The sequence below is a fragment of the Mesorhizobium sp. M1252 genome (assembly GCF_040318265.1).
Taxonomy (GTDB): Bacteria; Pseudomonadota; Alphaproteobacteria; order Rhizobiales; family Rhizobiaceae; genus Mesorhizobium.
Window position 1 is genome coordinate 316,727 of the sequence record NZ_JAMYLX010000006.1, and the last position, 26,842, is coordinate 343,568.

A 26,842-nucleotide genomic window follows, 5' to 3' on the forward strand; every position below is an offset into this window, starting at 1 on the left:
ATTTGTGAAACTGTCAAGCTGAATCCACGAGGCCTAGGCGACCGGCGCCCAATCAGCGCTCGAAGGCGTCGAGCATCCGGTACCAGGCGATGGTCGCGGCGACGCCGACCTGGCGGAAGGCGTGGAACGGGATCGGCCGGACCGGCGACAGCGGGAACGGCAATTGATTGACATCGCCGCCCGCGAGGTAGCCCGCCATGCGTTTTCCCAGCGCGGTCATCAGGCCGACGCCCCTGCCCTGGCAACCAACCACGGCGAGCAGGCCCTTTTCCGGCTCATGGATGTGCGGCAGGTGATCCGGTGTCATCGCCACGCGGCCGAACCAGCGCTTCTCGATGAAGACATCGGAGAGCGCCGGATAGAGCCGCACCAGCGCGCGCTGCAGATGCGCCCAGTCGGCCTCGCTCCTCGGCCGCGCCATGCGGCCGCGGCCGCCAAGCACCAGATGGCCGTCGGCTGTTTTGCGGTAGTAGACGAGAATGCGCCTGGAGTCGGACACCGCCTGCCCTTCCGGCAGGATCGTCGCCGCAAGGTTGGATGACAGCGGCGCGGTCGCGACCTGGAAGGAATGCAGCGGCACGATCGTTTCCGCGAGGCCCGGAAGCAGTCCATCGGTATAGGCGTTCGTCGCCAGGACAACCGCTTTCGCCCGCACCTCGGCGCCGCTTTCGGTTGAGACACGCCAAAGGCCGGCCTCCTTGCGGAGTTTCACCACCTTCTGCCGCTCGGCAATGCTGGCGCCGGCGGCGGCGGCGATGCGCGCCAGTTCCACTGTATAGGCGAGCGGATCGATGATGCCGGCGCGGCGGTCGAGCCAGCCGCCGAGATAGCCTTGCGCTCCGGTCATATCGGCGATCTCGCTTTCATTCAGAAGCCGGACATCGGCGCCACGCGCCCGCCATTGACGATCCCTGTTCGCCGCCGCTTTCAATGCGGTTTCGGTATGTGCGGCCTGGATCCAGCCCTTGCGGGTGAACGGCACCGCCAGCTTCTCGTCACGAATGAAGTCGAACACCGTATCCGCCGTCGAGGCGGCGAAATCGACCAGCGCCTGGCCACGCTCGGGGCCGAAATGCTCAAGCAGCCATTCGGGATCGTATTTCAGGCCGGGAATGACCTGACCGCCATTGAGGCCCGAGGCGCCCTGGCCGATCTCGCCGGCCTCCAGCACCTGTACACCGAGACCGAGCCGGGCCGCGTGCAAGGCGGTCGACAGGCCCATGAAGCCGCCGCCGACGATTGCAACGTCGACCGGCGCAGTGACGAGCGACTGGAAGGCGGATGCGGTCTGCGGCTTCTGCCAGATCGGAACGGAAAACGGTACGGGCAAGGCTTCACCTGGAGTATGCGGAAAAATGAAAATTCTAGTACCAGTTTCATTTTTTTGAAAGAGCGGGCCTCAGAACCGACAATTGCCTGCCACGGGATAGACCTTTGGCGTGAATCCGGTGAAAGTGCCGCGGCCCAGCTGCCATCCCGATCATCAAAGGACCGTAAGCCATGACGAACCCAACGCAGCTTCCCGCCGACGGGCTCTTCATCGGCCGAGCCAGGGCAAGCGATGCCTCGCATCCGCTGGTGGTCACCGTGCGCGACGGCATCGTTTTCGACATCACCTCGACCACCGCACCCACAGTGCGCGACATCTGCGAGATGGCCGATCCGGCCGGACACGTGCGCTCTGCCAAGGGCGAACCGATCGGCTCGCTCGACGCGATCGCCGCCAACAGTTTTCAGGCCACCCGCGACCCGGCAAAACCCTATCTGGTCTCGCCTGTCGACCTGCAGGCGGTGAAGGCGTCGGGCGTGACCTTCGTGGTCAGCCTGCTCGAACGCGTCATCGAGGAGCAGGCGCGCGGTTCGGCGGAAAAGGCCGACGCCATCCGCGCCGACATTGCCGGGCTGATCGGCCACGATCTGTCGAAGCTGAAGCCCGGCTCGCCTGAGGCGATGGAGATCAAGGCCAAGCTCATCCAGCGCGGCGCCTGGTCGCAATATCTGGAAGTCGGCATCGGCCCCGACGCCGAGATCTTTACCAAATGCCAGCCGATGGCGTCCGTCGGCTTCGGTGCCGATGTCGGGCTGCATCCTGTCTCCACCTGGAACAACCCCGAGCCGGAGATCGCCATGATCGCCGCCAGCACCGGCAGGATCGTCGGCGCCACCATCGGCAACGACGTCAATCTGCGCGACGTCGAGGGACGCTCGGCGCTGCTGCTCGGCAAGGCCAAGGACAACAATGCCTCGGCCTCGCTTGGGCCCTTCATCCGGTTGTTCGACGCAAGCTTTTCCATCGACGATGTCAAGCGCGCCACTGTGCGGCTGAAGGTCGAGGGCGAGGACGGGTTTTCGCTGGAGGGCGCGAGCTCGATGGCCGAGATCAGCCGTTCGCCCGAAGAGCTGGTCGCGGCCGCCATGGGGCCGCACCACCAGTATCCCGACGGCTTGGCGCTTTATCTCGGCACCATGTTCGTGCCGTCGAAGGATCGCGGCGAGAAGGGCAAGGGATTCACCCACAAGATCGGCGACATCGTCACCATCTCGTCGGAGAAATTCGGCGCGCTGGTGAACCGCGTGCTTCTGTCGCCCGATTGCCCGCACTGGACCTACGGCGCCAGCCATCTCATGCGGGACCTCGCCAAGGCCGACCTGATCTGATTTCGGAGCAGCGGGACGAACGGATAGCCGATAAACGTTCGTATCCGGTCCCTGTAAGCCGTTTGTTAGCGGAATCCGGGTGACTGTATCGGAAATTCGCTCCAGGATCGGGGCGCGGTCTGTGGGGGCCGAATCGCATGCTCGGTTTGCCGATGATATCGGTGCGCAATCTCGCCATGCGTTATGGCGGCGTTGTCGCGCTCAGGGATATGAACCTGTCTGTCGGACAGGGGACCATCCATGCTGTCGTCGGTGAAAGCGGCGCCGGAAAGTCGACGCTGGTGAAGGTGCTTGCCGGCGTGCTCCGGCCCAACAGCGGCACCATCCGCGTCGGCGACCAGATCGTCACCGTCGACAGCCCGATCGCTGCACGCAAGCACAGCTTCGGCGTCGTCCACCAGGGGCTCGGCCTGTTTGCCGACCGCTCGGTGCTGGCCAATCTGTTCGTCAATCGCGAGCCGTTGCGCAATGGCTTCGTCTCCAGGCGCGAGATGGAGGCACGCAGCCGCACCTTGCTTCGGCAACTCAAGCTCGACGTCGATGTCCACGCTCCTGTGGGACAACTCGGCATGGGCGAACGGCAATATGTCGAACTCGGCCGCGCAATTCTGGAAGGCCCGAGGCTGCTGATCCTCGATGAACCGAATTCTGCGCTCGACCGGCGCCAGACCGAGCACCTGTTCACCGTACTAAGTGACCTCAAGGCCAAGGGCACGAGCGTGCTCTATGTCTCGCACCGGCTGGAGGATGTGTTTGCGATCGCAGACCAGGTCACCGTGATGCGCAACGGCCGTGACGTGCTGACAAGTGGGCGCTCGGCGTTGAGCGAAGCCGATGTGATCGACGCCATGATCGGCCAGCAGCGCGGCAGCCTGTTCCCGCCTGCACTGCCGGCCAATGCCAGCACGATAAAGCCGCGGATCACGGTGGAGGGTCTGAGCGGCGGCCGGATTTCCGGCGTCAGCTTCACCGCCCGCTCCGGCGAGATCCTCGGCTTGGCCGGGCTTGAGGGGTCAGGCGTTGAACACCTGTTCGAGATGCTGTTTGGCCTGCGCAAGGCGCAAAGCGGCAGGGTGCGGCTCCCCGACGGCTACGGCTTGCCTGGAAATCCGACCGAAGCGGCGCGGCGCGGCATCGGCCTGGTGCCGGCCAACCGCCTGTGCAACGGCCTGATGCCCGACCGGTCGCTGGCCTTCAACATAGACAACATCGCTACCGGCGCCCGCAACTGGGGGTCGCGCCGCTACTCGCCCAAGGCCGCGATCGCCGCCGCCGCAAGGCACATCGATGCGCTGCGCATCAAGGGCCTGCCGGACGCGCCGGTGAATTCGCTGCTGGCCGGCGATCAGCAGAAGATCGTAGTCGCCAAATGGCTGGAGACGGCGCCGCAAGTGCTGCTCCTAGACAATCCGGCTGGCGGTATCGAGGCGGCTGCCAAGCGCAAGATCTATGCGCTGATCCGGCAGATGGCAGCCAATGGCTGTATCGTTTTGCTGCGTTCGGTCGAGCCGTCCGAACTGACCAACCTCAGCAACCGCGTCCTTGTCTTCCACCGCGGCCGGGTCGCCGGCGAGCTGTCCGGCGCCGAGATGAAGCGAAGGACAGTGCTGCAACTGACCACCACCGGCGAGATGCCGGAGGCGGAGCGGCCGAAAAAGAAACTCGTGGGAGCCATGGCATGACACGATTGGATCCCATGCTACAGCTTGCCGGTTCGGCTGCCCACCCGAAGCGCAGCCTTCGCCTGCCCGTCGAACTCAGGCCGCTCATCGGGCTCGTTGTCCTGGTGGCGATTACAGGCTTTGCCCGGCCGGATTTCCTCGATGAGGCCAATGTGCTGTCGTTGCTGGAAACCGCTGCGTATCCCGGCATGCTGGCGATCGGCATGGTGTTCGTGCTCGCACTCCGCGAGATCGACCTTTCCGTCGGCTGGATATTCCATCTCGCGGCCCTTCTCACCGCATTCCTTCTGGCCACCGGCATCGACCCGTGGCTTGCCGCCCTTGCCGGCGTGCTGCTCGGCGCCGGGCTCGGCCTCGTCAACGGCCTGCTGGTGGTGGCGCTGCGACTGCCGGCCATCGTCGTTACGCTGGGCACCTTTGCAATGTTCCGGGGCCTGGCGGCGGTGGCCGTCAAGATGCAAGCGACAGCTCCGGCCAGCCCAGGCGGCGACTTCTTTGAGATCGTTCACGGCAAGCTGTTCGGCCTTGTGCCGACGGCTGTCTTTGTCTTCGTCGCAATGGCGGTGGTGATGCACCTCGTGCTTCACCGCAGCCGCTTCGGCTACCGGATCCAGGCCGTCGGCAGCAATCCGCAGGCGGCGCTCTATGCCGGCATCCCGACAGGTGCTGTGCGGCTGCAGACGCTGGTGCTGATGGGCGTCGTCTCGGGGCTGGCGGGCGCGCTGTGGCTTGGCTCTCCCGTTACCGACGTCGACCAAGGCGGCGGTTTCGTGCTGATGGCGATTGCCGCGGCGATCATCGGCGGCACCTCGCTTTCCGGCGGGCGCGGCACCGTCTTCGGTGCGGTGATCGGCATGCTGATCGTCCAGGTCATCTTGAGCGGCGTTACCCTGTTCGGCATCGACGCCGCATGGAGCCCCTTCGTGATCGGCGCGGTGATGGTGCTGGCGCTCGCGCTCGACCGGCTGGCCAAGGTGCTGCGCAACCGCCAGGCCGAGCGCTTTCAGGAAAATCCGCGCGCCTGAGTTTGAGCCCCGCCTGCTTGCCGGGGAATATCTCTATCTCTTGGTTTGACGCAATTCCGGGCGGAAAACCGTTTTCACACTTTTCCTGGAATTGCTCTCTAACTGATGCGATCTGATGGGATCGCTGATGGCGCGTTGCATCGCGCCACCATCCATTGAGCGGATGGAGGCTTGCCATCGGCCGCAAAAGAAGATGCTCTGCGCATCCGGGTCGGCGCTGGCAGGAGGAGAGGATCAAGGGCATCGCCCGGATCATCGCCGGACGTGGAGGTCGTTTTTCAACATGGGAGGAAAGCAAATGCTGACGAGGCTACGATTACTCGTGCTTGGCTTGATTGTGGCGCTGGCCGTTCCGGCGGCGGCACAGGCCAAGACGTTCTACTGGATTTCGCATGGCGGCCCGGCCGACCCGGTCTGGACCTACTTCCTGGCCGGCGCCAAGCAATGGGCGAAGGACACCGGCAACACCGTCAACACCTCGTTCCACAATGGCGACGTTGCCTCGCAGCAGGAGGCCGTGCGCGCCGCGATCTCGGCCAAGGCCGACGGCATCGTCACCACCAGCCCCGATCCGGGCAGCCTGATCGAAATCGCCAAGGAAGCCAACACGGCCAAGATCCCGATCATCAACTTCAACACGCCCGATCCCAAGGCAAGCTTCGACGCCTATGTCGGCGGCGACAACGTCACCTTCGGCAAGCACTGGGCGCAATATCTGGTCGACAAGGGCCTGGTGAAGAAGGGCGACTTCGTCTGGATGCCGGTCGAAATCCCCGGCGCCACCTACGGCGTCCAGGAAGAGGAAGGCATCAAGAGCGTCTTCGAACCGCTGGGGATCACCTATGAGATCACCGAAGCGACCCTCGACCAGGCCGAAGCCATCAACCGCATGGTCGACTATCTCACCGCCAACAAGGCCAAGGTCAAGGCAATCATCGGCCTCGGCGATCTGGTCACCGGCTCGATCAAGCGGGTGTTCGACCAGGCCGGCATCAAGCCGGGCGAAATCCCGGTCGTCGGCTGGGGCAACTCGCTCGACACCACCCAGGAAGTGCTGACCGGCTACGTCAATGCCGGCCAGTGGCAGGACCCGCAGGCGACCAGCTATGTCGCTCTGTCGCTGGCCAACATGGCGGCGTCAGGCATTCCCCCGGGCTTCAACGTCATCACCGGCGCGCTCTATGAAAAGGACACCGCGCAGGTCTACGACGACATCCTGTCCGGTAAATAACCCAGACCTTCAACAGTCGCGGCCGCAGCCGCGGTCGCGACTGTCTTTTTCCTTTTTCGCCGAACCCTTCGCACGACGTGCGAGGTTTCAGCCTTTCCCTTCCTGTCGCGGGTTATCAGTGGAAAACCGTTCGCTCATCCAACGCCTGATCGCGAGGCCGGAATTCGGGCCCTTCGTTCTGCTCATCGTCGAAATCGCGGTGTTCTGGAGCATCAACCACGATTTCCTGTCGCCGCAGAACATCTCCAACACGCTGGCCTTCACCGTCGAGCTCGGGCTGATCGCGCTGGCGATGACGCTGTTGATGACGTCGGGTGAATTCGACCTGTCGGTCGGCTCGCTGTTCGGCTTTTCGCCGGTGCTGATGTGGACGCTGTTCAACAGCGGTCTGACCTCGCTGGAGGTCGGCTTCCTCGCCGCGCTGCTGATCGCCGCCTTCATCGGCCTGGTCAATGGCTGGTTCGTCACGCAGTTGAAAATCCCATCCTTCCTGGTGACGCTCGGCATGCTGCTGGTGGTGCGCGGCACCGCGCTGTTCGTCACCGACGGCTTTCCGCAGCGGACGTGGAGCGCCGAGGGCAGCTGGCTGGCCGAAGCGCTGGTCGGTGATTTCTTCATCGGCCCGTTCCGCATCTACATGTCGCTCTTCTGGTTCATCGCGGCGGCCATCGCGCTGGGCTACGTGCTGACGCAAAGCCGGACCGGCAACTGGATCCAGGCAGCCGGCGGCAATCCAGGCGCCGCAAGGGCGCGCGGCGTCAACGTCAGCGGCGTCAAGATCGGCCTGTTCGTGCTGTCGTCGGTGATGGCTTCGCTTGCCGGCGTCATCTCGTCGCTGCGCACGTCGGCCGCCAACCCCAACAGCGGCACCGGCTACGAGCTCGAAGTCATCGCCATGGTGGTGATCGGCGGCACGGCGCTGACCGGTGGGCGCGGCACCATCATCGGCACCGTGCTCGGCATCCTCATCCTGCGCGTCATGCGCAACGGCATCGTGCTGATCGGCGTGCCCGGGCTGGCCTACAACATCTTCATCGGCGCCATCATCCTCGGCATGATGGCGCTGCACTCATGGCTGGAACGCCGGCATCAGGCAGGGACCTAGAACCATGGCTGAACCGCTCATCCGCATGTCCAACATCAAAAAGTCCTACGGGCGCGTGCAGGCGCTCGAAGACGCCAATTTTCATGTCAACGAAAGGGAGATCGTCGGCCTGCTCGGCGACAATGGCGCCGGCAAATCGACGCTGATCAAGGTGTTGTCGGGGGCGGTGCCGCTGACCAGCGGCGACATTTTCATCCGCGGCAAGAAGGTCAATCTGCGCAGCACCAGCGACGCCATCGCGCACGGCATCGAGACGATCTACCAGGATTCGGCACTGGTGACGCAGCTGTCGATCGCGCGCAACCTGTTCCTCGGCCGCGAGCCGATCAAACCGCCGCGCTTTTTGAACCGCATGGACCAGGAGGCGATGAACAATGTCGCGCGCGACCTGCTGAAACAGGTCGGCATCTCCAAGAACATCCCGCCGACGACGCCGATCGGCTCCCTGTCCGGCGGCGAGCGGCAGGCCGTCGCCATCGCGCGCGCCATGCACTTCGACAGCGACCTGATCATCCTCGACGAGCCGACCAACAATCTCGGCGTCGCCGAGACGCAAGGCGTGCTGAGCTTCGTGCGCAACGCGCGCGATTCCGGGCATTCCTGCATCTTCATCGCCCACAACATCCACCATGTCTTCCAGGTGGTTGACCGCATCGTCGTCATGCGCCGGGGCAAGGTGGTGGCCGACGACATCGACCCGAAGAAGACCAGCGTGGCCGAGGTCGAACGCATCATCACCGGGATGTCGGACAAGGAGATCCGCGACGCCATCATCGAAGGCGGGCCATCGCACGGCTGAACCGTCTTCGCGCCGTCTGGCACGGAAACGCATCCGCTCTAACTCGTTGTAGAGCATGACCTTTTGACAAAACGGTTCCCGTTTGTCCGAGAAAACCGGTTCCCACTTTTCGGGATCATGCTCTATGACTACAGCCATGAAAGCCACCGTTGCCGACATAGCCAGGAGCTGCGGCCTGTCGACCGCGACCGTCGACCGGGTTCTGAACAACCGGGCCGGCGCGAGCGCCGCCAACCGCCAACGGGTGATGGAGGCGGCCAAGCAGCTCGGCTATTTGCCGGTGGTCGATCAGGTGACGCTGCCGTCGCGGCCGGCGCATCTTGAATTCTTCCTGCCGATCGGCGCCAACGGTTTCATGATCGACCTCGCCGGGCACATCGAGGACTATGCGGGGCGCCTGCCGCTGGTCGCCTCGTGCCGGATCCACAATCTCGGCGGCATCTCGCCGGCAGCGCTGCAGGCGGCGGTTGAAAATCTGTCGCTGAAGGCCAATGGCGTCGGCGTCATTGCCGTCGATCATCCGCGAACGCGCAACATATTGCGCGATGTGGTCGAGGCAGGCATCCGCCTTGTCACGCTGGTCTCCGACGTTCCAGCCGCCCCGCGTTCGGCCTATGTCGGCATCGACAACCGGGTTGCCGGACGCACGGCGGCGCTGTTGATGGGGCGCTTCCTCAATGGCCGCCAGGGTCATCTGGCGATGGTCGTCGGCTCGCGTTCCTATCGCGGGCACGAGGAGCGCGAGATGGGCTTTCGGTCGGTGCTGACAGAGGAATTCCCCAATCTCACGGTCTCGAGTGCGGTCGAGATCAATGACGAACCGGAGGGCAGCTACACCGCAACGATGCAGGCGCTGCACAACGAGCCGGAACTGCTCGGCATCTACTGCGTCGGCGCCGGGCGCTCAGGTGTGGCGAGAGCGCTGCTTGAGGCCAAGCCAAAGAAGAAGCCGGTCTTCATCTGCCACGACCTGACCAAGGAAACGCGCGGCTATCTCGTTGACGACCTCGCCGATGTCGTCATCGACCAGAATGCGCGGCTGATCGCGGAGCAATCTGTGATCCGCCTGCTCGGCTCGATCGCGTCCGCCGCGCCCTACCTGACGAAGAAGTTCATCGAGCCACGGCTGATCTTCAAGGAAAACGTGCCGGTGCAGTGATTTCGCGCCGTGGCGGTTTTTCCGATTTGTATGACAAGTCGGGCAGATGCCGCAAATCTGCACAGCAGCCATGCAACTTTCATTCTTGCCGAATCATTGGGCAACCCGTACTCATCTGGGTGTCGGCCATCTACTCCTCCCAGATGCGATGCCGACGCTGAGCGCGGTGCACCTCCTCCCGCATCTCGCTCGAAATCGAGCCCGCTGCCACCTCCTCCCGGCAGCGGGCTTTTTTCATTCTCAAATGAATCTAAATTAGAGTTGACTGGCAAGTTCGGAGAATAGCCAAAAGCCACCCCGCCGGATGGGGACTCCTCAACTCCGAAAGCTGGAATTCAGCGCGCCCTGAAAGAGCTGATCAGGCCTTCAGCCATGCGCACGAACTGCGTGCTGGGGCCTTGGCAGCCCATGGTCTGCACGCTGACGCGCGCCCCTTCGAACAGCAGCGACAGCGTATCGGCCAGAAGCTCGGCCTGACCGATGCCCGCATCCCGGCACAGCGCAACGAGGCGATCGCGCTGAGCGCTCTTGAGCTCCTTGATCACGCTCCTGGCGGGATGGTCCGGCTCGGTCAATTCGGCGGCGGCATTGGCCATGTCGCAGCCGCGACCGTCAGCCGCCAGGCAAGCAGCGGCCATGCGAATCCAGGCATGCAACTGAGCGAGCTTGTCGCCGGGATGCTCAGCCTCGAATTGGTCCCACATCGCGGCGCCTTTAGCCGCCGACGCGCGCAGGCATTGGACGATCAGTTCGTCCTTGGACTCAAAATGACGGTAGAGCGTCATCTTGTTGGTGCCGGCGGCTTCCGTGATGGCGTCGACACCGACGCCCTTGATGCCATGCTTGTGAAACATGTCCTGCGCCGTCTCCAGGATTCGGTCCCGGGGGCGCACGCGATCGGTAATGCCGTCTGCCATCGCAGTCTCCCTAAAAATTCGGTTCACCTCTTGACTAGGGTGTTACCGGTCTGTAACTATCCGAATGTTACTTACTGGTAACACCTATGTGGCCTTCCGTCAATAACAAGGCCGTGAACTGGTCCTGCCAGATCACAAAGGGTGAAAATTGCAGGTCATGCGGCTCCGGCCGGTGAAGAGATGAAAACCGGTTCGCGATCGTCCGATGCGGGCCGCTGGAATGGAGACGCTCCAATGTCGCAGCGCAAGGATTTGACCATCGATGAAGCCATCCGGGATCCGATGATCCGGCTGGTGATGAAAGCGGACCGCGTCAATCCGCGCGCCTTCGAAGCGATGCTGAGGACCGTTGCCGATGAGCAGGGCCTCAGCGGCGCGGCGCCGTCTTCGTATTTTTTGCAAGACCCGGGTTCGGTGCGCGGCCGGCGGCTGTCCCGGTCTGCCAATTCTTTTAAAGAGGCCGGTTCTTCTAAAGAGGTTTGCGTGTCGTGGTAAATTTTTTCATCCATCGTCCGATCTTCGCCTCGGCCATCGCCATCATCATGGTGCTCGCCGGGACGATTTGTTATTTCCTTTTGCCGGTTTCGCAGTTTCCCGACATCACGCCGCCGCAGGTCGTGGTCAGCGCCCATTATCCGGGCGCCAGCGCGCAAGTGGTCGCCGATACGGTGACGACGCCGCTGGAGCAGCAGATCAACGGCGTCGAAGGCATGACCTACATGTCGTCGTCGAGCTCCAATGACGGCTCCTCGACCATCACCATCACCTTCGATGTCGGCTATTCCTTGAGCACCGCGGCCGTCGACGTCCAGAACCGCGTCTCGCAAGCGGCCTCGTCGCTGCCGGCGATCGTCAACCAGGGCGGCGTGACGATCAAGAAGCAGAACCCGAATTTCGTCCTCATCGTCAACCTGACCTCGCCCGACAGTTCGGTCGATCCGGTGGCGCTGAGCAACCTCGCCTATCTGCAGGTCGTCGATCCGCTGAAGCGGCTGCCTGGCGTCGGCGACGTCCAGATATTCGGCGAGCGCCGCTATTCGATGCGCGTCTGGCTCGACCCGGACAAGCTCGCCAATCTTGGCATCACCGCTGTCGACGTCCAGAACGCCATCTCGGAACAGAACGTCCAGGTGGCGGCCGGCAAGATCGGCCAGTCGCCGGCGCCCGCCGGCACCGCCTTCGAGATGCAGGTCAACGCCGTCGGCCGCCTGAGCGACCCCAAGGAGTTCGGCGACATCGTCGTGCGCGCCAACACCGGCACCGGCTCGCTGGTGCGGCTGCGCGACGTCGCCCGCATCGAGCTCGGCGCGTTGCAATATTCGTCGTCGGCCTTCTTCGGCAAGGACCCGACGGTGGTGCTGGCCGTCTACCAGATGCCGGGTTCCAACGCCCTCGATCTGCAGCAGCACGTCAAGGACAAGATGCAGGAACTGTCGGCACGGTTCCCCAAGGGCGTCTCCTACGCCATGCACTACGACACCACGCGCTTCGTGTCGGCATCGATGCATGACGTGCTGATCACGCTCGGCGAAGCGCTGGTGCTGGTCGTGGCCGTGGTGTTCATCTTCCTGCAGAGCTGGCGCACGACGATCATCCCGACCATCGCCATTCCGGTGTCGCTGGTGGCGACGATGGTGGTCATGGAAATGATGGGCTTCTCGCTCAACATGCTCTCCCTGCTCGGCATGGTGCTGGCCATCGGCCTCGTCGTCGACGACGCCATCGTGGTGGTGGAAAACGTCGAACGACAATTGGAGGCCGGGCTGAAACCGCTGGCGGCGACCAAGGCCGCGATGGCCGAAGTCACCGGACCGATCATCGCCACCACCGCGGTGCTGATGGCCGTCTTCGTGCCCGTCGCCTTCATTCCCGGCGTCTCCGGCAAGCTCTACAATCAGTTCGCGCTGACGGTGGCGATTTCGGTCGGCATATCCGCCTTCAACTCGCTGACGCTCAGCCCGGCGCTGAGTGCCGCCTTCCTGCGCCATCGCGGGGAGACGCAGTTCGCCCCGTTCCGCTGGTTCAACACGGGTTTCGACAGGCTGTCGCATGCCTATGCCCATGGCGTACGCATCCTCATCCGGCTGCGCTGGATCATGCTCGGTCTGTTCGCGGCCGGCCTGGTCGCCACCTACTTCGTCTGGCAGAAGCTGCCCTCGACCTTCCTTCCGGTCGAGGACCAGGGTTACTTCTTCGTCGTCATCCAGCTGCCTGACGGCGCCTCGCTGGAACGCACTGACGCCGTGGCCCAGAAGGCGCGCGACATCCTCCAAGCTACGCCCGGCGTCGAGATTGTCGGCTCGATCAGCGGTCTGAACTTCCTGACCAGTGCGGCGCAGTCGAATTCGGCTGTCGAGTTCGCCATCCTGAAGCCGTGGGAAGAGCGCGGCCCCGACCAGAGCGCGTCGAAGCTCGTCGCCGACGTGCGCGGCAAGCTGATGCAGATTCCGGAAGCCTTCGCGCTGTCCTTCGATCCGCCTTCGATCCCGGGTATCGGCACCACGGGCGGCTTCGAATTCGTCGTCGAGGATCTCACCGGGCGCGGCAGTTCAGCCCTCAACGACGCGACGCAAGCCGTGATCGCCGAGGCGCGCAAGCAGCCGGAAATCAACCCGCAGCAGCTGTTCTCGCCGTTCTCGACCTCGACGCCGCAGTTCAACTACGACCTCGACCGCAGCAAGGCCAAACTGCTCGGCCTCAACCTGCCCGACGTCTTCAACACGCTGCAGATCTATCTCGGCTCGCTCTACGTCAACGACTTCAACCTGTTCGGCCGCACCTTCCGGGTGACCATCCAGGCCGACAAGGATGCACGTGCCGACGCAGGCGACCTTTCGCGGCTCTATGTGCGCAACGCCTCCGGCGGCATGGTGCCGCTGAGCACACTGGGCAAACTGGTGCCGTTCGTCGGCCCGGAAACCGTGCCGCACTACAACAACAACGCCTCGGCCACGATCAATGGCGGCGCAGCCCCCGGCTTCTCGTCGGGCCAGGCGGTTGCCGCGATGGAACGGGCCGCCGCCACTGCTTTGCCCAGGGATTTCGGTTTCGAATGGACCGGCATCACCTTCCAGGAGCTCAAGGCAGGATCGATCGCGTCGGTCGTCTTCGGCCTCGCCATCGTCTTCGTCTTCCTGATCCTGGCGATGCAGTATGAGAGCTGGGCGATGCCGTTCATGGTGCTGCTGGCGGTGCCACTGGCCCTGTTCGGCGCCTTCGCAGCCCTGTTCTTGCGCGGCATGCAGATCGACGTCTACTCGCAGATCGGCTTCGTCATGCTGATCGGCCTCGCCGCCAAGAACGCGATCCTGATCGTCGAGTTTGCAAGGCGGCGGCGCGAGGAGGGACTGAGCATTGTCGACGCGGCAATGGAAGCCGCGCGGCTGAGGCTGCGGCCGATCCTGATGACGGCCTTCGCCTTCATCCTCGGCGTGCTGCCGCTGATGTTTGCGACGGGTGCGGGTGCGGCAAGCCGGCAGTCGATCGGCACCACCGTGTTTGGCGGCATGGTGGCAGCGACAATCCTGTCGCTGGTGTTCGTGCCGGTCTTCTACGCGGTCATCGAGCAGCTGCGCGAAGGCCGCGTGCGCAGCGAACCGAACGCCGCTCATGACCAGGACAATAATGAACCGACTGCCGAACCAGCGCCGATGCGCCTGGCCGAAGCAGCCGAATAGAATTGGAGACCAAAATGCGTAAATGGAAAATAGCTTTGGGAACGGCCGTCGCCCTGGGAGCGATCTCGGTGGCAAGCGTCCACTTCCTCGACATGGGCAATCTCAGCCTCAATGCCGGCACGGCGGCAGCGACGGCAGCACCTGCGGCATTCGTCATGCCGGTGCCGGTGACGAGCGTGGTCAAGAAGACGATCCCGATCTACCTTGACTACGCCGCCCGCATCGAGGCGATCCGCAGCGTCACCTTGCAGGCCCGCGTGCCCGGCTATCTGCAGGAGCAGACGGCTAAGGACGGCGCGGATGTGCGCCAGGGTGATCTGCTCTACAAGATCTCGCCTGACGACTTCAAGGCGGCTCTCGACCAGGCCAAGGCCGAAGTGCAGCGCGACCAGGCGAGCCTCGACTATGCGCGCTCCAATCTCGGCCGCGGCTCCGAACTCGCCAAGAGCGGCTATCTGGCCAAGGATGGGTTCGACCAGCGTACGAGCACCTTGCGCCAGGCCGAAGCGTCGCTTGCCGTCAACCAGGCGGCGGTGCGCACGGCCGAGCTCAATTTGAGCTACGCCGAAATCCACGCTCCGTTTGCCGGCCGCGTCGGCCGCAACCAGGCTTCGGTCGGCACGCTGGTCAGCGTCGCCGGCACGGTGCTGAACACGCTGGTGCAGCTCGACCCGATCTACGTCACCTTCAATCCGAGCGAGACGGACCTGGCCGAAATCGAACGGGCCCGGGCCGCCGGCCCGATCGAGGTCGAGGTGCTGCTGCCCGGCGAGACCGAAGCCAGCCAGAAGGGCGAACTCACCTTCATCGACAACACGGTCGACCACTCGACTGGCACGATTACGGCGCGCGCCACCATCGGCAATGCGAAGTTCTCGCTGCTGCCGGGCCAGTATGTCCGCGTGCGGCTGCACATCAAGCAGCTGCCCGACGCGCTGATGGTGCCGCAGGTGGCGCTGGGTTCGAGCCAGCTCGGCAAATATGTCTATGTCGTCGGCAAGGGCAACACGGTCGACCAGCGCATCGTCTCGCTTGGCGCGACCAGCGGCGACCTTGTGGCGGTCCTCAGCGGCGTTGCCGAAGGCGACCAGGTGATAACGGGCAATCTGCAGAAGATCGGACCAGGAATGCCGATCTCGCCGTTGCCCCAGGAGAAACCGGCCAGCTGATAACCCCCATCAGCCCCGGTCCTGCGGCGCCTTCGGCTTCCACGCCGAGGGCGCCGTTTTTTTATGGAGCGCCGCACGCCGTTTTTGGAGTAACCGCAAGGCACAAGAATCCGGAACAGACATATTGTAGGATTGTCGACAATCTGCTTGTCTGTTTCCGGCTCTCACTGGAGTGACGGAATGGCCAAGCTGGACTTCAATCCGATCGCGGATACGACACGCCGAGCCGAGATCGTTGCGCTGTTGCGGCGGGCGATCCTGACCGGCCAGCTGGAACCCGGCCAAAAGCTGAGCGAGCTGAGGATCGCTGAGCAGATGCGGGTCAGCCGCGCGCCTTTGCGCGAAGCTATGCGCGAGCTGGTGCAGGAAGGCATCCTGACCAGCATTCCCTATGCCGGCACCTTCGTCATCGATGTCACCGCCAAGGACATTGACGACGCCTACTCGCTGAACAAGGTGCTCGATGAATTCGCCATCGAGCGGACATGGAAGCTGCGCGACCAGCGCTTCTTCGATGAACTCGACCGCCGCCACGAAGCGGTGAAGCAGGCAACGCGCGCGCGCGACACCACCCGCCAGATCGAGACCGCACTGCAATTGCACGGGCTGATCTATGAATGGGCCGACAATTCGGTGCTGCTGGAAACCTGGCAGCGGCTGACCAGCCGGCTGCAGATGTACTTTGCCCTGCACCAGCAGGCCCGCAACGAGCCGGTGCCGGCCGAAGATCTCCACGAAACCTATGTGCGGCTCTTGAAGGGCGCCGACATGCGCGCTGCCCAGCGCCATGCGCGCGAGCATATCGACCTCGATTTCGAAGAGCTGCTTGCCTTTGCGCGTGGCCTCGATCAGCGGAACATCGAAGGACTGACCCTCCTCAACGCCTAGAGACAACGGACAGACAAGTGCAGATCAAAACCATCAAGGCCTATCGCGTCGTGCAGCCCTTCGTGGACGGGCCCTACCGCATGTCAAAGGGGCGGGTTGCAGACTGCTTCGATGCGGTGATCGTCGCCATCACCTCCGACAGCGGCGTGACCGGCTGGGGCGAGATGGCGCCGCTCGGCAATTTCTATTCGGCCGCCTTTCCGGCGGGAACGCGCGCGGGCGTGGTCGAGATCGCGCCGCACCTGATCGGCCAGGACCCGCGTGGCCTCGCCGGCATCGGCCGATTGATGGATACGGTGTTCAAGGGGCATCCCTACATCAAGTCGGCGCTCGACATGGCCTGCTGGGATCTGGCGGCCCGGGCCGCCGACGTGCCGCTGGTGACCATGCTTGGCGGCCGCGAGAGCGACATGGCGGAGACCTACCGCGTCGTCACCCACGGCACGCTCGACCAGATGGCGGCACTGGCCAAAAGGATCATCGCCCAGGGCTGCCGCCGGCTGCAGGTCAAGGTCGGCGGCAATGTGCATGAAGACATCGAGCGGGTGAGCGCAGTCGCTTCGGCCGTGCCGAAAGGCACGGTGATTTTCTGCGACGCCAATGCCGGCTGGACACCCTACCAGGCGCGGCAGTTCGCCGATGCAACGCGCGGCATCGACTACACGTTCGAGCAGCCCTGCACGACGATCGAGGAGAACATGTCGGTGCGCCGCATGCTCGACAAGCCGATGGTGCTGGACGAGAGCGTCATCTCGCTCGAGGCGATGCTGGAAATCCATCGCCTGGGCGCCGCCGACGGGCTGACGCTGAAGATCTCGCGGCTTGGCGGCGTAACCAGGACAAGGCAAATCCGCGACGTCGCCGTCGATCTCGGTTTCATGATCACCGTCGAGGATACGGGCGGCGCCGAGATCGACACGGCGGCGATGGCGCATCTGTCGCTGTCAACGCCGGAAGAACGCCGGCTGCACGCCATCGCCTTCCATGAGTGGGTGACGGTGCGCACGGCCTCCAACGCCCCACCGGTCACCGGCAGCCACATGGGCATTCCCGACGGGCCCGGCCTCGGCATCGATGTCGTGCCCGACCTGCTCGGCAAGCCTTTCCTAGAGATCGGCTGAGATCAAGCGCAGCATGAAGCTGTCACCCCACGAATCCTCCGTGGGAGATTTGGTCCTGCAGCCATTCTCCGATTTGCGGGTTGAAATATTTTTCAAATGGAAATAGGAATGTTCAAAATGATGATTTGACGCTGCGGCGCGTCATGACTGGAGGAAGCGATATGGCCCATCCGCAATTTGCAGCGGAACTTCTGCAGCGCGCTGAAGCCCACGGGCCCATCACCATCGGTCTCGCCGGCGCCGGGCAGATGGGCACCGACATCGTCGTCCAGGTGGCGCTGATGCCGGGCATGCGGATCGGTGCCATTTCCGAGGTGCGCCCGCAAGCGGCGATCGATGCCGCACTGCTCGCCGGCCATGACCGCTCCGACATCGTCCAGGCTGCGAACGCCTCTGCCATCGACCGCGCCATCGAGGCCGGCAAGATCGCTGTCACCGAAGATCTGCATGCGCTGGCCGCGGCCGGCCGCATTGATGTCATCATCGACGCGACAGGCAATCCCAACATCGGCACGCTGTTTGCGCTCGAAGTGATGAAGAACGGCAAGCACATCGTCATGCTCAATGTCGAGGCTGACATTACGATCGGCCGCTTCCTCAAGGAGGAAGCGCGCAAGGCCGGCGTGGTCTACACCGGTGCGGCCGGCGACGAACCCGCCTGCACGCTGGAGATCATCGGCTTCGCCAAGAGCCTCGGCTTCAACATCATCGCCGCCGGCAAGGGCAAGAACAACCCGCTCAAGATCGACGCCATGCCCGCCGACTACGAGAAGGAAGCGGCCGAGCGCAATATGAATGCGCGCATGCTGGTCGAGTTCGTCGACGGTTCCAAGACGGCGATCGAGATGGTGGCGATTGCCAACGCCACCGGGCTGGTGCCCGACGTGCCGGGCATGCACGGCCCGACGGCGACGCTGGAGGAACTGGCCAGCGTGCTTTGCCCGCGCGAGGATGGCGGCGTGCTGCACCGCAAGGGCGTGGTCGACTATTCCATCGGCAAGGGCGTGGCGCCCGGCGTGTTCTGCATCATCGAAACGAGGCATCCGCGCGTGCTGGAGCGCATGGTCGACCTCAAGGTCGGCAAGGGCCCCTATTTCACGATCTACCGTCCCTATCACCTGACAAGCCTTGAAGTGCCACTGTCGGCGGCGCGCGCCGTGGTCTACAAACGCGCCGACATGGAGCCCCTCGACCATCCGGTCGCCGAAGCGGTGGCGGTGGCCAAGAGCGATCTCTGCGCGGGCCAATCGCTCGGCATGATCGGCGAGAACGACTATCGCGGCTTCGCCATGACCTGGGAGGACGCCCGCGCCAAGGGCGCGCTGCCGCTCGGGATTGCCGAACGCGCCAAGGTGGTCAAGCCGGTCAAGACCGGCGACTTCCTCACCTATGAAAATTGTGTACCCGACGATTCGATGGTGATAACGCAGATACGCCGCCGTCTCGACCAGTCGGACGGACAGTTTGTGACCAACGCCGCCTGAACCTTCGGGATCTCCCTGTGATGGACGATGTCGTTATCGGGATCGATGCCTCGACGACGGCGGTGAAGGCGATCGCCTTCACCGGCGACGGCGCGGAGCTGTTCCAGGCGCGCGAGGCCTATCCGCTGGCCAATCCTAAGCCCGGCCATTTCGAGCAGGATGCCGAACATTGGTGGGCAGCCCTTATCAGTGCGCTGAAGCAGGTTGCCGACAAGGTCGGCGCCGCGCGCGTGGCGGCAATTGCCATAGCCCATCAGCGCGAGACCTTCACCCTGATCGATCAGGCCGGCACGCCGCTCATCCCGGCGATCCTGTGGCTTGACGAGCGCGCCCGGCCTCAAGTCGCCAGGCTGTCGGCCGAGCTTGGCCGCGAGACGATCCGCGACTGGAGCGGCAAGCCGCCGGATCCGACGCCGGCGCTCTATGCCATCGCCTGGCTGGCCGAACACCAGCCGCAGGTGCTGGCCAACGCCGCCGCCCTGGTCGATGTTCATGGCTTCTTCGTTCACCGGCTGACCGCACGGCTGGTTACCAGCACGGCAAGTGCCGACCCGCTCGGCTTGCTCGATGTCGCGACAGGCGAATGGCACCCTGAGCTTGTCGCGGCTGCAGGGCTGCAGCCACGGCAGTTGCCGGCGCTGATCGGCCCAGGCGAAATCTGCGGCGGCCTTGCCGAAAGCATTGCCCAGCTGACTGGCCTCAAAGCGGGCACGCCAATTGTCGCCGGCGCCGGCGATGGCCAGGCCATGGGTCTCGGCATGGGCGTCTATGGTGCCGGCAGGAGCTATCTCTCGCTCGGCTCCGGCGTCGTCAGCGGCTGCTATTCCGGCACGGTCACCACATCGGACGCGTTTCGCACGCTGGTCTCGCCGACCGGTTCGGGCTTCATGCTGGAAACCGTGCTGCGCTCGGGCATGCAACTGGTCGACTGGATCGTGCGCACCACCGGCGCGTCTTCCGCGGCAGAACTGGAGAAGGGTGCGGTCGATGTTGCGGCCGGCAGCGACGGTCTTTTGGTCATGCCCTATTGGGCCGGCGTCATGAGCCCCTATTGGGATGGCGCGGCTCGCGGCGCCGTTGTTGGCCTGTCGCTCGACCATGAGCCCAGGCATCTCTTCCGCGCCACGCTGGAAGGCATCGCTTTGGAGCAAGCCATCGCCAGCGAGGCGATGGAGGCCGAAAGCGGCGGCAAGCCGGGAGAGATGATTGCCGCCGGCGGCGGCACCAATTCGGCGCTGCTGATGAAGATCATGGCCAGCGTGCTGGAGCGGCCGCTGTTCGTGTCGCCGGTCAACGAGGCGGCGGCCCTTGGCGCGGCCATGCTGGCGGCTTCGGCGATCGGCTGGTTCGCCTCGGCGGAAGACGCCGCCAAGGCAATGGCGGCGGCGCCGGCCAGGCGTGTCGATCCGGATATGACGCTGGTGCCGGCTTACCGGGCGCGCAAGGCGATCTACCGCGACCTCTATCACGCGACACGCGACATCCACGCGCGGCTCGGTGCGATCTGAGTTCAAGCGCAGTTTGCCTGCGTGAGGCTCCCATGCCCAACCTGCCCAGCTTGCCGATTTTGCGTCCTGCCCGGCCAATGCTAGACTCATCGGGCTCATGAAAGCAGTATTTCACCTTGCCGCCCTGCCCTGGATTGTCGCGCTTGCGGCAGCTCCAATGACGGCGCGTGCGCAGGACGAGCCGCCCTTCGAGGTCACGCTCGACATGGACAATGACGGCAGGATGGATCGGGCCGCGATCGCGGCGGATCCCGACAGCGGGCTGGCGGATCTCTCGATCTATCTGGCTGCCGGCGAAGGAAAGCTCGATCCTTCGCGCAAGCCTGACTTTGTCAAAAGGCGCTGACGCAGGACCGTATTCTCGGGCTCGAAAGCAAGGGCAAGGGATCGCTTGCCGTCACCTCGTGCTTCGGCTGCGGCGCCAACAAATCATGGGATGCGACGCTGACCATCGTCTGGCGCGGCGGTAAATTCCTTGTCGCCGGCTACAGTCGCGACTGGGACTGGAATGTGCAGAAAGCCGACGGCTCGGTCGAGACGACGCTGGGCGGCTGCGACATCAATTTTCTCACCGGCAGAGGCATTGCCTCAAAGGACCTGGACGACGGCAAACCGGTCGCGGGAAAATTCGTGCCGGTCGCGCTGGCCGACTGGTCGGACGACAGTCGTCCGGAGCCCTGCGAATTCTGACAAGCCCCCGCGTGCTTCAGCGGTTGAGCAATCCCTTGGCCGCGTCCTCATCGGTGATCAGCACCGAAATCCTAGTATTAGCGAGCGCGGCGCGCATGACGGCGACCTTCTCCTGACCGCCTGACACCAGGATGATGCTCGGAATATCGGACAGATCCTGCAGCGGATAGGCGCAGACGCGACGGTTGACCTCATGGTCGACAGGGTGGCCCTCGGCGTCGATGAAATGGCACAAGAGGTCGCCGACCGCACCGGCCGCCTGCAATTCCTCGAGTTCGCTCGGTTTGATGAAGCCGTAATTGGCGATCGGGCTGTCCTTGGAAAACGAGCCGACGCTGAGCACGGCGATGTTGGCGCGGCGCGCGCGGAAGACGACATCCTGAACGCTGCGCTGGCTCATGAAGGCATCGCGCTGTTCCGGCTTGTCGGCATAGACCGGCACCGGCAGCAAGAAACATTCAGCGCCGATCTTTTCGGCGAACTCCCAGGCGCTTTCGGTCGGGTTGAGCGGCTGCGCGTGGGTGAGGCCGCCGAGCATCGAGACGACCGTCGTCCTGGCGATGGGCCGCCTCGGCAGTTCGTTGATGGCGAATTTCAGGGTGCGACCCCAGCCCAGCGCAATGACGTCGCCGGCATTCACATTGTCGGCGAGATAGGCGGCAGCCGCGTGGCCGATCATCAGCGGCGCGTTGCTGCGATCAGCGGCTGATGGCACCACGACCGCCTGGCTGAGCCCGAAACGCTGCTTCAGGCTCTCCTCGAGCTGCACGCATTCGACGACACTGTCGCGAATGCGGAACTGCACGATGCCCTCCTCTCGCGCAGCGGAGAGAATGCGGTGCACCTTGATGCGGCCGACGCCGAGGATCTCGGAAATGCGCTCTTGCGTCAGGCCTTCGACATAGTAATGCCAGGCGGCCCGGGCCTTGAGGTCGGCATCGGGGAAGCGCGAGGCCTTCTCGTTTTCGACGGTCGCCATCTTTTGCCCTCCCGCGGCAAATTTCGGAAATCTTCCGCGAGCGCCGCCCCCTGGCCTTCCCTAGGACAAACCGCCCTGTGGCGCAAACCACCGCCGAATGGCGCAACGGCTCTTGACAATTTTCTAATGAACAGTTTAGCTGAACAAAATTGCATATCAAAGATAAATTGTTCACAGGGAGGTGCCTAGTGAACAAGAGCGGACGGCAGGCCATCGCCGTTTCGCTGACGGAGGAGACGAAGTGGCCGTGAGTAATGATGCAAGCGAGTCGAAGGCTGGCGAGGTGAAAGCCGCGCCCGGCACTCAAGGTGCGACGGCCGCGAAGCTTTCGGCACTGTTTGCCGGAACCATGGGGCCGCTGATCGGGCTGCTGCTGCTTTGCCTGGCGCTGACGTTGACCACCGACACGTTCCTCACCGTGCGCAACATCCTCAACGTGCTCGACCAGATCACGGTGCTCGGCATCATGGCAATCGGCATGACGCTGGTGATCCTGATCGGCGGCATCGATCTCTCGGTCGGCTCGGTGCTGGCGCTGGCCGCCATGGTGATGGGCTTTGTCTCCCACCCCGACTATCTCAATCTCGGCCTTGCCGCCGGCGTCGTTGCAGCACTGGTCGTCGCCGGCCTTTGCGGACTGGTGTCCGGCCTGCTGGTGACCGTCACCCGGCTGCCGCCGTTCATCGCGACGCTGGCGATGATGTCGGTGGCGCGCGGCCTTGCCAACATGATCACCGACGGCTCGCAGATCGTCGGCTTTCCCGACTGGTTCACCAGCCTGTCGATCATCCGCCATTTCGGCTTCCTGTCGGTCACAGTCGGGGTGATGATGGTGCTGGCGATCGTCTTCGCCATCTTCCTCAACTACCGCGCCACCGGCCGCAGCCTTTACGCCATCGGCGGCAGCGCCGAGGTGGCGCGGCTCTCCGGCATTCCGGTGAAGTCGCTGACCAACTGGGTCTATGCCATCTGCGGCGTGCTTGCGGGTCTTGCCGGCATTGTGCTTGCCGCGCGGCTGGATTCGGTGCAGCCGAGTTCCGGCCTCGGCTATGAGCTCGACACCATCGCGGCGGTGGTGATCGGCGGCGCCAGCCTGTCGGGCGGCGTCGGCTCGATCGGCGGCACCGCGGTCGGCGTACTCATCATCGGCGTGCTGCGCAACGGGCTCAATCTGCTCGGCGTCTCGCCCTTCATCCAGCAGGTGGTGATCGGCGTGGTGATCGCGCTGGCGGTCGCCAGCGATACCTGGCGGCGCAGGGCGCGATAGAGAACGGGGCACAATTGAGAATTCGCCCGGAGCGTCCGGGCGATAGACGGATCGGTCGATCCGAAACTGGGATGTTCCAAGGGGCGCGATGCGCTGGCGGGACAGTTTGACTATCAACGGAGGAAACACATGCTGACCAAACGTTCATTGCTGCTTGCCGCGGCCGCCATCATTCCGCTGCTCGGGCTGACCGACATGGCCTCGGCCAAGGAGGCCAAGAAGCTCGGCCTCGCCGTGGCCAATTTGCAGGCCGACTTCTTCAACCAGATCAAGCAGTCGGTCGAAGCCTACGGCAAGGAGAAGGGCATCGAGATCGTCACCGTCGACGCCAAGGGCGATTCGGCAACGCAGGTCAGCCAAGTGCAGGATCTGATCACGCAGAACATCGACGCGCTGATCTACATTCCGGCCGGCGCCACCGCCGCCACCGTGCCGACCAAAACCGCCAAGGCTGCCGGCATTCCGGTCGTCAATGTCGACCGCAACGCCGACGGCGCGCCCGGCGACACCTTCATCGCCACCAACAGTGTCGCCTCGGCGCAGGCGGTGTGCGACTACATCGCCAAGCAGGCCGGCGGCAAAGGCGAACTGATCATCATCCACGGCCAGAAGGGCACCACGCCGGAAGTCGATCGCTCGAAGGGCTGCGGCGAAGCGCTCAAGGCCTATCCCGATATCAAGGTGGTCGGCGAATTGTGGAGCGAAGGCTGGCACCAGGACGAAGGTTTCAAGCTGACGCAGGACCTGCTGCAGTCGCATCCCGATGTCTCCATCGTCATCGGCCAGGCCGATGCGCTGGCGCTGGGTGCGGCACAGGCGGTCAAGGTCGCCAATCCCGGCCACAAGGTCTGGGTTGCCGGCTTCGATGGCGACGTGGCCGCACTCAAAGCGCTGAAGGACGGCGTGTTCGACGTCACCGCGACGCAGCAGACGCAAGGCATGGGCCGGCTCGCCGTCGATGCGGCGATCAAGCTGGTGGCGGGCGAAAGCGTTCCGGCCGAGCAGCTGCAGGATGCGACGCTGACCACCAAGGACAATGTCGAGCAGTTCATCGCCAAGCATCCGTAACGACCGGCACCGCTTAAGAGAGCACCACGATGTCTCCTGATCCTCGCCACAGCGAAAGCCCGCACAACGGGCTCTTCGTCAACGGCCTTTGCAAGAGCTACGGACCGGTCCAGGTCCTGGCCGATGCAAGCTTTGAGGTGCGGCCGGGCGAGGTTGTGGCGCTGCTCGGCGAAAACGGCGCCGGCAAGTCGACGGTGTCCAACATCATCGCCGGTTCGACAAAGGCCGATGCCGGCACTATCATCTGGCGGGGGAAACATTATTCCCCCGCCTCGCCTGCCGCGGCAATCGATGCCGGTGTGGGCATGATCCATCAGGAACTGAAGCTGCTGCCGGACCTGTCGGTGGCGGAAAATGTCTATGTCGGGCGCCTGCCGATGCGCGGCGGCCGCATCGACCGCGCGGAGATGAACGCCAAGGCCTCGGCGCAGTTGAAGCGGCTTGGCCTCGACGTCTCGCCCGAGCGCAAGGTGGGCACGCTGCGCATCGCCGCCCAGCAGCAGGTCGAGATCGCCAAGGCGCTGACGCTGAATGCCGAATTGCTGATCTTCGACGAACCGACCGCAGCGCTTGGCGGCGAGGAAACGGAGCTTTTGTTCCAGCAGATCCGCAAGCTCAAGGCGGAAGGCATGTCCTTCATCTATATCAGCCATCGTCTCGACGAGATCGCGCAGATTGCCGACCGCGTGGTGGTGATGCGCGACGGACGCATCGTCGCCCGCCACGAGCGCGCCGATATTCCCGTGCGCACAGTGGTCGAGCAGATGGTCGGCCGCTCGGTCGAGCGGATGTTCCCGCATCTGACGCCGCCGCGCGAGGAAACACTGCTCGAGGTCGAGAACCTGTCTTCGCCGGAGAAGAGTTTCAACAACGTCTCCTTCTCGGTCAAAGCAGGCGAGATTCTCGGCATTGCCGGGTTGATCGGCGCCGGCCGCACAGAACTGGTGCGGGCGATCGCCGGCGCCGATCCGATCTCGTCCGGCTCGGTGCGTGTTGCCGGCGAACCGGTGCATCTCAGCGGGCCGGAGGCGGCGATCAAGGCCGGCGTCGTGCTGGTGCCGGAAGACCGCAAGGCGCAAGGCGTCGTGCTCGACCAGACAATCGGCGAGAATCTGGCGTTCGGCAATTTCGACCATGTCGCGCCGAAGGGCTGGGTGTTCCCGAAAGCGGTGCAGAAATTCGCCGAGGCCGGCATCGCAAGGCTCGGCGTCAAAGGCAAGCCGAACCAGGCTGTGTCAAAACTGTCCGGCGGCAACCAGCAGAAGGTGATCATCGCCAAATGGGTGTCGCGGCCGCCGAAGGTGTTCATCCTCGACGAGCCGACGCGCGGCATCGATGTCGGGGCGCGTGCGGCAATCTACGACGTCATTGCCGACCTCGCCCGCTCCGGCATGGCGGTGGTAGTGGTCAGCTCCGACCTCGAGGAGGTGCTGGGCCTGTCGCACCGCGTGCTGGTGCTGAGCCGCGGCCGCCAGCGCGGCATTCTCGACCGCAGCGAGGCGAGCAATGTCGCGGTGATGGAACTTGCCACGAGCTGAGGACAGGAGTCGGAACAAAGCGCAGCAGGTGGTATCCTCCCAAGGACCGGACCGCGCGGGGCGCCAGCAAAGACTGGCGCCCCTTCATTTCAGGAGGGGGAACAACATGAAACTATTCGATCTCAGCGGCGACGTAGCGCTGGTAACAGGCGCCGGCAGCGGCATCGGCCAGGCCATTGCCATCGGGCTCGCCGAAGCCGGCGCCGACATAGCCTGTTTCGGCCATGCCTCGAAAGGCGGGCTGGATGAGACCGCGCACAGGATCGCCGCGCTTGGCCGCAAGGCGGTGGTGCTGACCGGGACGGTGACGTCGGAGGCCGACCTGGCGACCGCAGTCGAGCGCACGGAAAAGGAGCTCGGCGCGCTGACCATCGCCGTCAACAATGCCGGCGTTGCAGGAGCCGAGGCCGCCGAGACGCTGTCGCTGGAGAAGTGGCAGAAAATCTACGACGTGAATGTCAGCGGCGTGTTCCTGTCCTGCCAGGCCGAAGCGCGCGCCATGCTGACGCGGCGCAAGGGCTCGATCATCAACATCGCCTCCATGTCGGGTTCGATCGTCAATCGCGGCCTGACCCAGGCGCATTACAATTCGTCGAAGGCGGCGGTCATCCACATGTCGAAAAGCCTCGCCATGGAATGGGCCGATCGCGGCCTGCGCGTCAATGTGGTGAGCCCAGGCTACACGCTGACGCCGATGAACAAGCGGCCGGAGGTCGCCGAACAGATCAAGATCTTCGAACGCGACACGCCCATGGGGCGCATGGCGACGCCGGAAGAGATGGTCGGCCCGACCGTGTTCCTGGCCAGCCGCGCCGCGAGTTACGTCACCGGCATCGACCTGATCGTCGATGGCGGTTTTGTCTGCTGGTAAGGAGAA

Annotated in this window: 23 protein-coding genes; 20 read left to right on the forward strand and 3 right to left on the reverse strand. The window is 64.1% G+C overall.

The genetic code is table 11. The features are described from left to right. Window positions 1-52 precede the first annotated feature (52 nt). A complete protein-coding gene (locus NKH22_RS15170) occupies window positions 53-1,330 on the reverse strand; it encodes an NAD(P)/FAD-dependent oxidoreductase (RefSeq protein WP_352909984.1) in 1,278 nt (425 codons plus the stop codon). A 170-nt stretch (window positions 1,331-1,500) separates the two neighbouring features. Here NKH22_RS15170 and NKH22_RS15175 point away from each other — a divergent pair, with 170 nt between their 5' ends. The 7 genes from NKH22_RS15175 to NKH22_RS15205 all read left to right on the forward strand — a co-directional run bounded on the left by NKH22_RS15175 (window position 1,501) and on the right by NKH22_RS15205 (window position 9,659). Continuing rightward, window positions 1,501-2,658, forward strand: a complete 1,158-nt coding sequence (locus NKH22_RS15175; RefSeq protein WP_023821002.1) for a fumarylacetoacetate hydrolase family protein — start codon at window positions 1,501-1,503, stop codon at window positions 2,656-2,658. Between the two features lie 137 nt (window positions 2,659-2,795). Next, window positions 2,796-4,340 (forward strand): sugar ABC transporter ATP-binding protein, encoded by a 1,545-nt coding sequence (locus tag NKH22_RS15180; RefSeq protein ID WP_050589115.1) that lies wholly within the window; start codon window positions 2,796-2,798, stop codon window positions 4,338-4,340. Further along, window positions 4,337-5,365 carry an ABC transporter permease gene (locus tag NKH22_RS15185; RefSeq protein ID WP_352803362.1) on the forward strand — a complete coding sequence of 343 codons (1,029 nt, stop codon included), beginning with the start codon at window positions 4,337-4,339 and terminating at the stop codon, window positions 5,363-5,365. Before NKH22_RS15180 ends, NKH22_RS15185 begins: the two co-directional genes overlap by 4 nt. 298 nt (window positions 5,366-5,663) lie before the next feature. Next, the gene (locus NKH22_RS15190; RefSeq protein WP_023687083.1) at window positions 5,664-6,596 is read left to right on the forward strand and encodes a substrate-binding domain-containing protein; all 933 of its coding nucleotides are present in this window, start codon (window positions 5,664-5,666) and stop codon (window positions 6,594-6,596) included. Between the two features lie 118 nt (window positions 6,597-6,714). Next, window positions 6,715-7,701 carry an ABC transporter permease gene (locus tag NKH22_RS15195; protein ID WP_023668514.1) on the forward strand — a complete coding sequence of 329 codons (987 nt, stop codon included), beginning with the start codon at window positions 6,715-6,717 and terminating at the stop codon, window positions 7,699-7,701. 4 nt (window positions 7,702-7,705) lie between these two features. Then, window positions 7,706-8,500, forward strand: a complete 795-nt coding sequence (locus NKH22_RS15200) for an ATP-binding cassette domain-containing protein (protein ID WP_023668515.1) — start codon at window positions 7,706-7,708, stop codon at window positions 8,498-8,500. Between the two features lie 136 nt (window positions 8,501-8,636). After that, a complete protein-coding gene (locus NKH22_RS15205; RefSeq protein WP_023668516.1) occupies window positions 8,637-9,659 on the forward strand; it encodes a LacI family DNA-binding transcriptional regulator in 1,023 nt (340 codons plus the stop codon). A gap of 335 nt (window positions 9,660-9,994) precedes the next feature. Here the strand turns inward: NKH22_RS15205 and NKH22_RS15210 are convergent, their stop codons facing one another. Further along, window positions 9,995-10,576, reverse strand: coding sequence for a TetR/AcrR family transcriptional regulator (locus tag NKH22_RS15210; protein WP_023668517.1), 582 nt, complete (start codon window positions 10,574-10,576; stop codon window positions 9,995-9,997). Between the two features lie 234 nt (window positions 10,577-10,810). Between NKH22_RS15210 and NKH22_RS15215 the strand changes: the two genes are divergently transcribed. The 9 genes from NKH22_RS15215 (at window position 10,811) to NKH22_RS15255 (ending at window position 21,113) form a co-directional block, all read left to right on the forward strand. Next, on the forward strand, window positions 10,811-11,071 hold the full coding sequence (locus tag NKH22_RS15215) for a hypothetical protein (RefSeq protein WP_023692134.1): 261 nt from the start codon (window positions 10,811-10,813) through the stop codon (window positions 11,069-11,071). After that, complete coding sequence (locus NKH22_RS15220; RefSeq protein WP_023687080.1) at window positions 11,065-14,253, forward strand: efflux RND transporter permease subunit; 3,189 nt, start codon at window positions 11,065-11,067, stop codon at window positions 14,251-14,253. The genes NKH22_RS15215 and NKH22_RS15220 overlap by 7 nt, the downstream gene beginning before the upstream one ends. Window positions 14,254-14,267: 14 nt before the next feature. After that, window positions 14,268-15,422 carry an efflux RND transporter periplasmic adaptor subunit gene (locus NKH22_RS15225; RefSeq protein ID WP_023692135.1) on the forward strand — a complete coding sequence of 385 codons (1,155 nt, stop codon included), beginning with the start codon at window positions 14,268-14,270 and terminating at the stop codon, window positions 15,420-15,422. A gap of 180 nt (window positions 15,423-15,602) precedes the next feature. After that, entirely contained in the window at window positions 15,603-16,310 is a 708-nt protein-coding gene (locus tag NKH22_RS15230) for a GntR family transcriptional regulator (RefSeq protein WP_023692136.1), read from the forward strand. Between the two features lie 17 nt (window positions 16,311-16,327). After that, window positions 16,328-17,431, forward strand: coding sequence for a mandelate racemase/muconate lactonizing enzyme family protein (locus NKH22_RS15235; protein WP_023696609.1), 1,104 nt, complete (start codon window positions 16,328-16,330; stop codon window positions 17,429-17,431). Between the two features lie 161 nt (window positions 17,432-17,592). Then, window positions 17,593-18,915: an NAD(P)H-dependent oxidoreductase gene (locus NKH22_RS15240; protein WP_352909989.1), complete on the forward strand. Its 1,323-nt coding sequence runs from the start codon at window positions 17,593-17,595 to the stop codon at window positions 18,913-18,915. A 20-nt stretch (window positions 18,916-18,935) separates the two neighbouring features. Then, window positions 18,936-20,423, forward strand: coding sequence for a xylulokinase (locus NKH22_RS15245; RefSeq protein WP_352909992.1), 1,488 nt, complete (start codon window positions 18,936-18,938; stop codon window positions 20,421-20,423). 97 nt (window positions 20,424-20,520) lie between these two features. Next, window positions 20,521-20,769, forward strand: coding sequence for a hypothetical protein (locus tag NKH22_RS15250; protein ID WP_352909994.1), 249 nt, complete (start codon window positions 20,521-20,523; stop codon window positions 20,767-20,769). Window positions 20,770-20,933: 164 nt separating this feature from the next. Beyond that, on the forward strand, window positions 20,934-21,113 hold the full coding sequence (locus tag NKH22_RS15255; protein WP_352909996.1) for a hypothetical protein: 180 nt from the start codon (window positions 20,934-20,936) through the stop codon (window positions 21,111-21,113). 16 nt (window positions 21,114-21,129) lie between these two features. Here the strand turns inward: NKH22_RS15255 and NKH22_RS15260 are convergent, their stop codons facing one another. After that, entirely contained in the window at window positions 21,130-22,092 is a 963-nt protein-coding gene (locus tag NKH22_RS15260; protein WP_023820996.1) for a sugar-binding transcriptional regulator, read from the reverse strand. Window positions 22,093-22,375: 283 nt separating this feature from the next. Between NKH22_RS15260 and NKH22_RS15265 the strand changes: the two genes are divergently transcribed. The 4 genes from NKH22_RS15265 to NKH22_RS15280 all read left to right on the forward strand — a co-directional run bounded on the left by NKH22_RS15265 (window position 22,376) and on the right by NKH22_RS15280 (window position 26,836). Then, entirely contained in the window at window positions 22,376-23,359 is a 984-nt protein-coding gene (locus tag NKH22_RS15265) for an ABC transporter permease (RefSeq protein WP_050588086.1), read from the forward strand. Window positions 23,360-23,488: 129 nt separating this feature from the next. After that, a complete protein-coding gene (locus NKH22_RS15270; protein ID WP_023684414.1) occupies window positions 23,489-24,427 on the forward strand; it encodes a sugar ABC transporter substrate-binding protein in 939 nt (312 codons plus the stop codon). A gap of 29 nt (window positions 24,428-24,456) precedes the next feature. Further along, entirely contained in the window at window positions 24,457-25,965 is a 1,509-nt protein-coding gene (locus tag NKH22_RS15275; protein ID WP_023692141.1) for a sugar ABC transporter ATP-binding protein, read from the forward strand. Window positions 25,966-26,071: 106 nt separating this feature from the next. Next, entirely contained in the window at window positions 26,072-26,836 is a 765-nt protein-coding gene (locus NKH22_RS15280; RefSeq protein ID WP_023692142.1) for an SDR family oxidoreductase, read from the forward strand. Window positions 26,837-26,842: the final 6 nt, after the last annotated feature.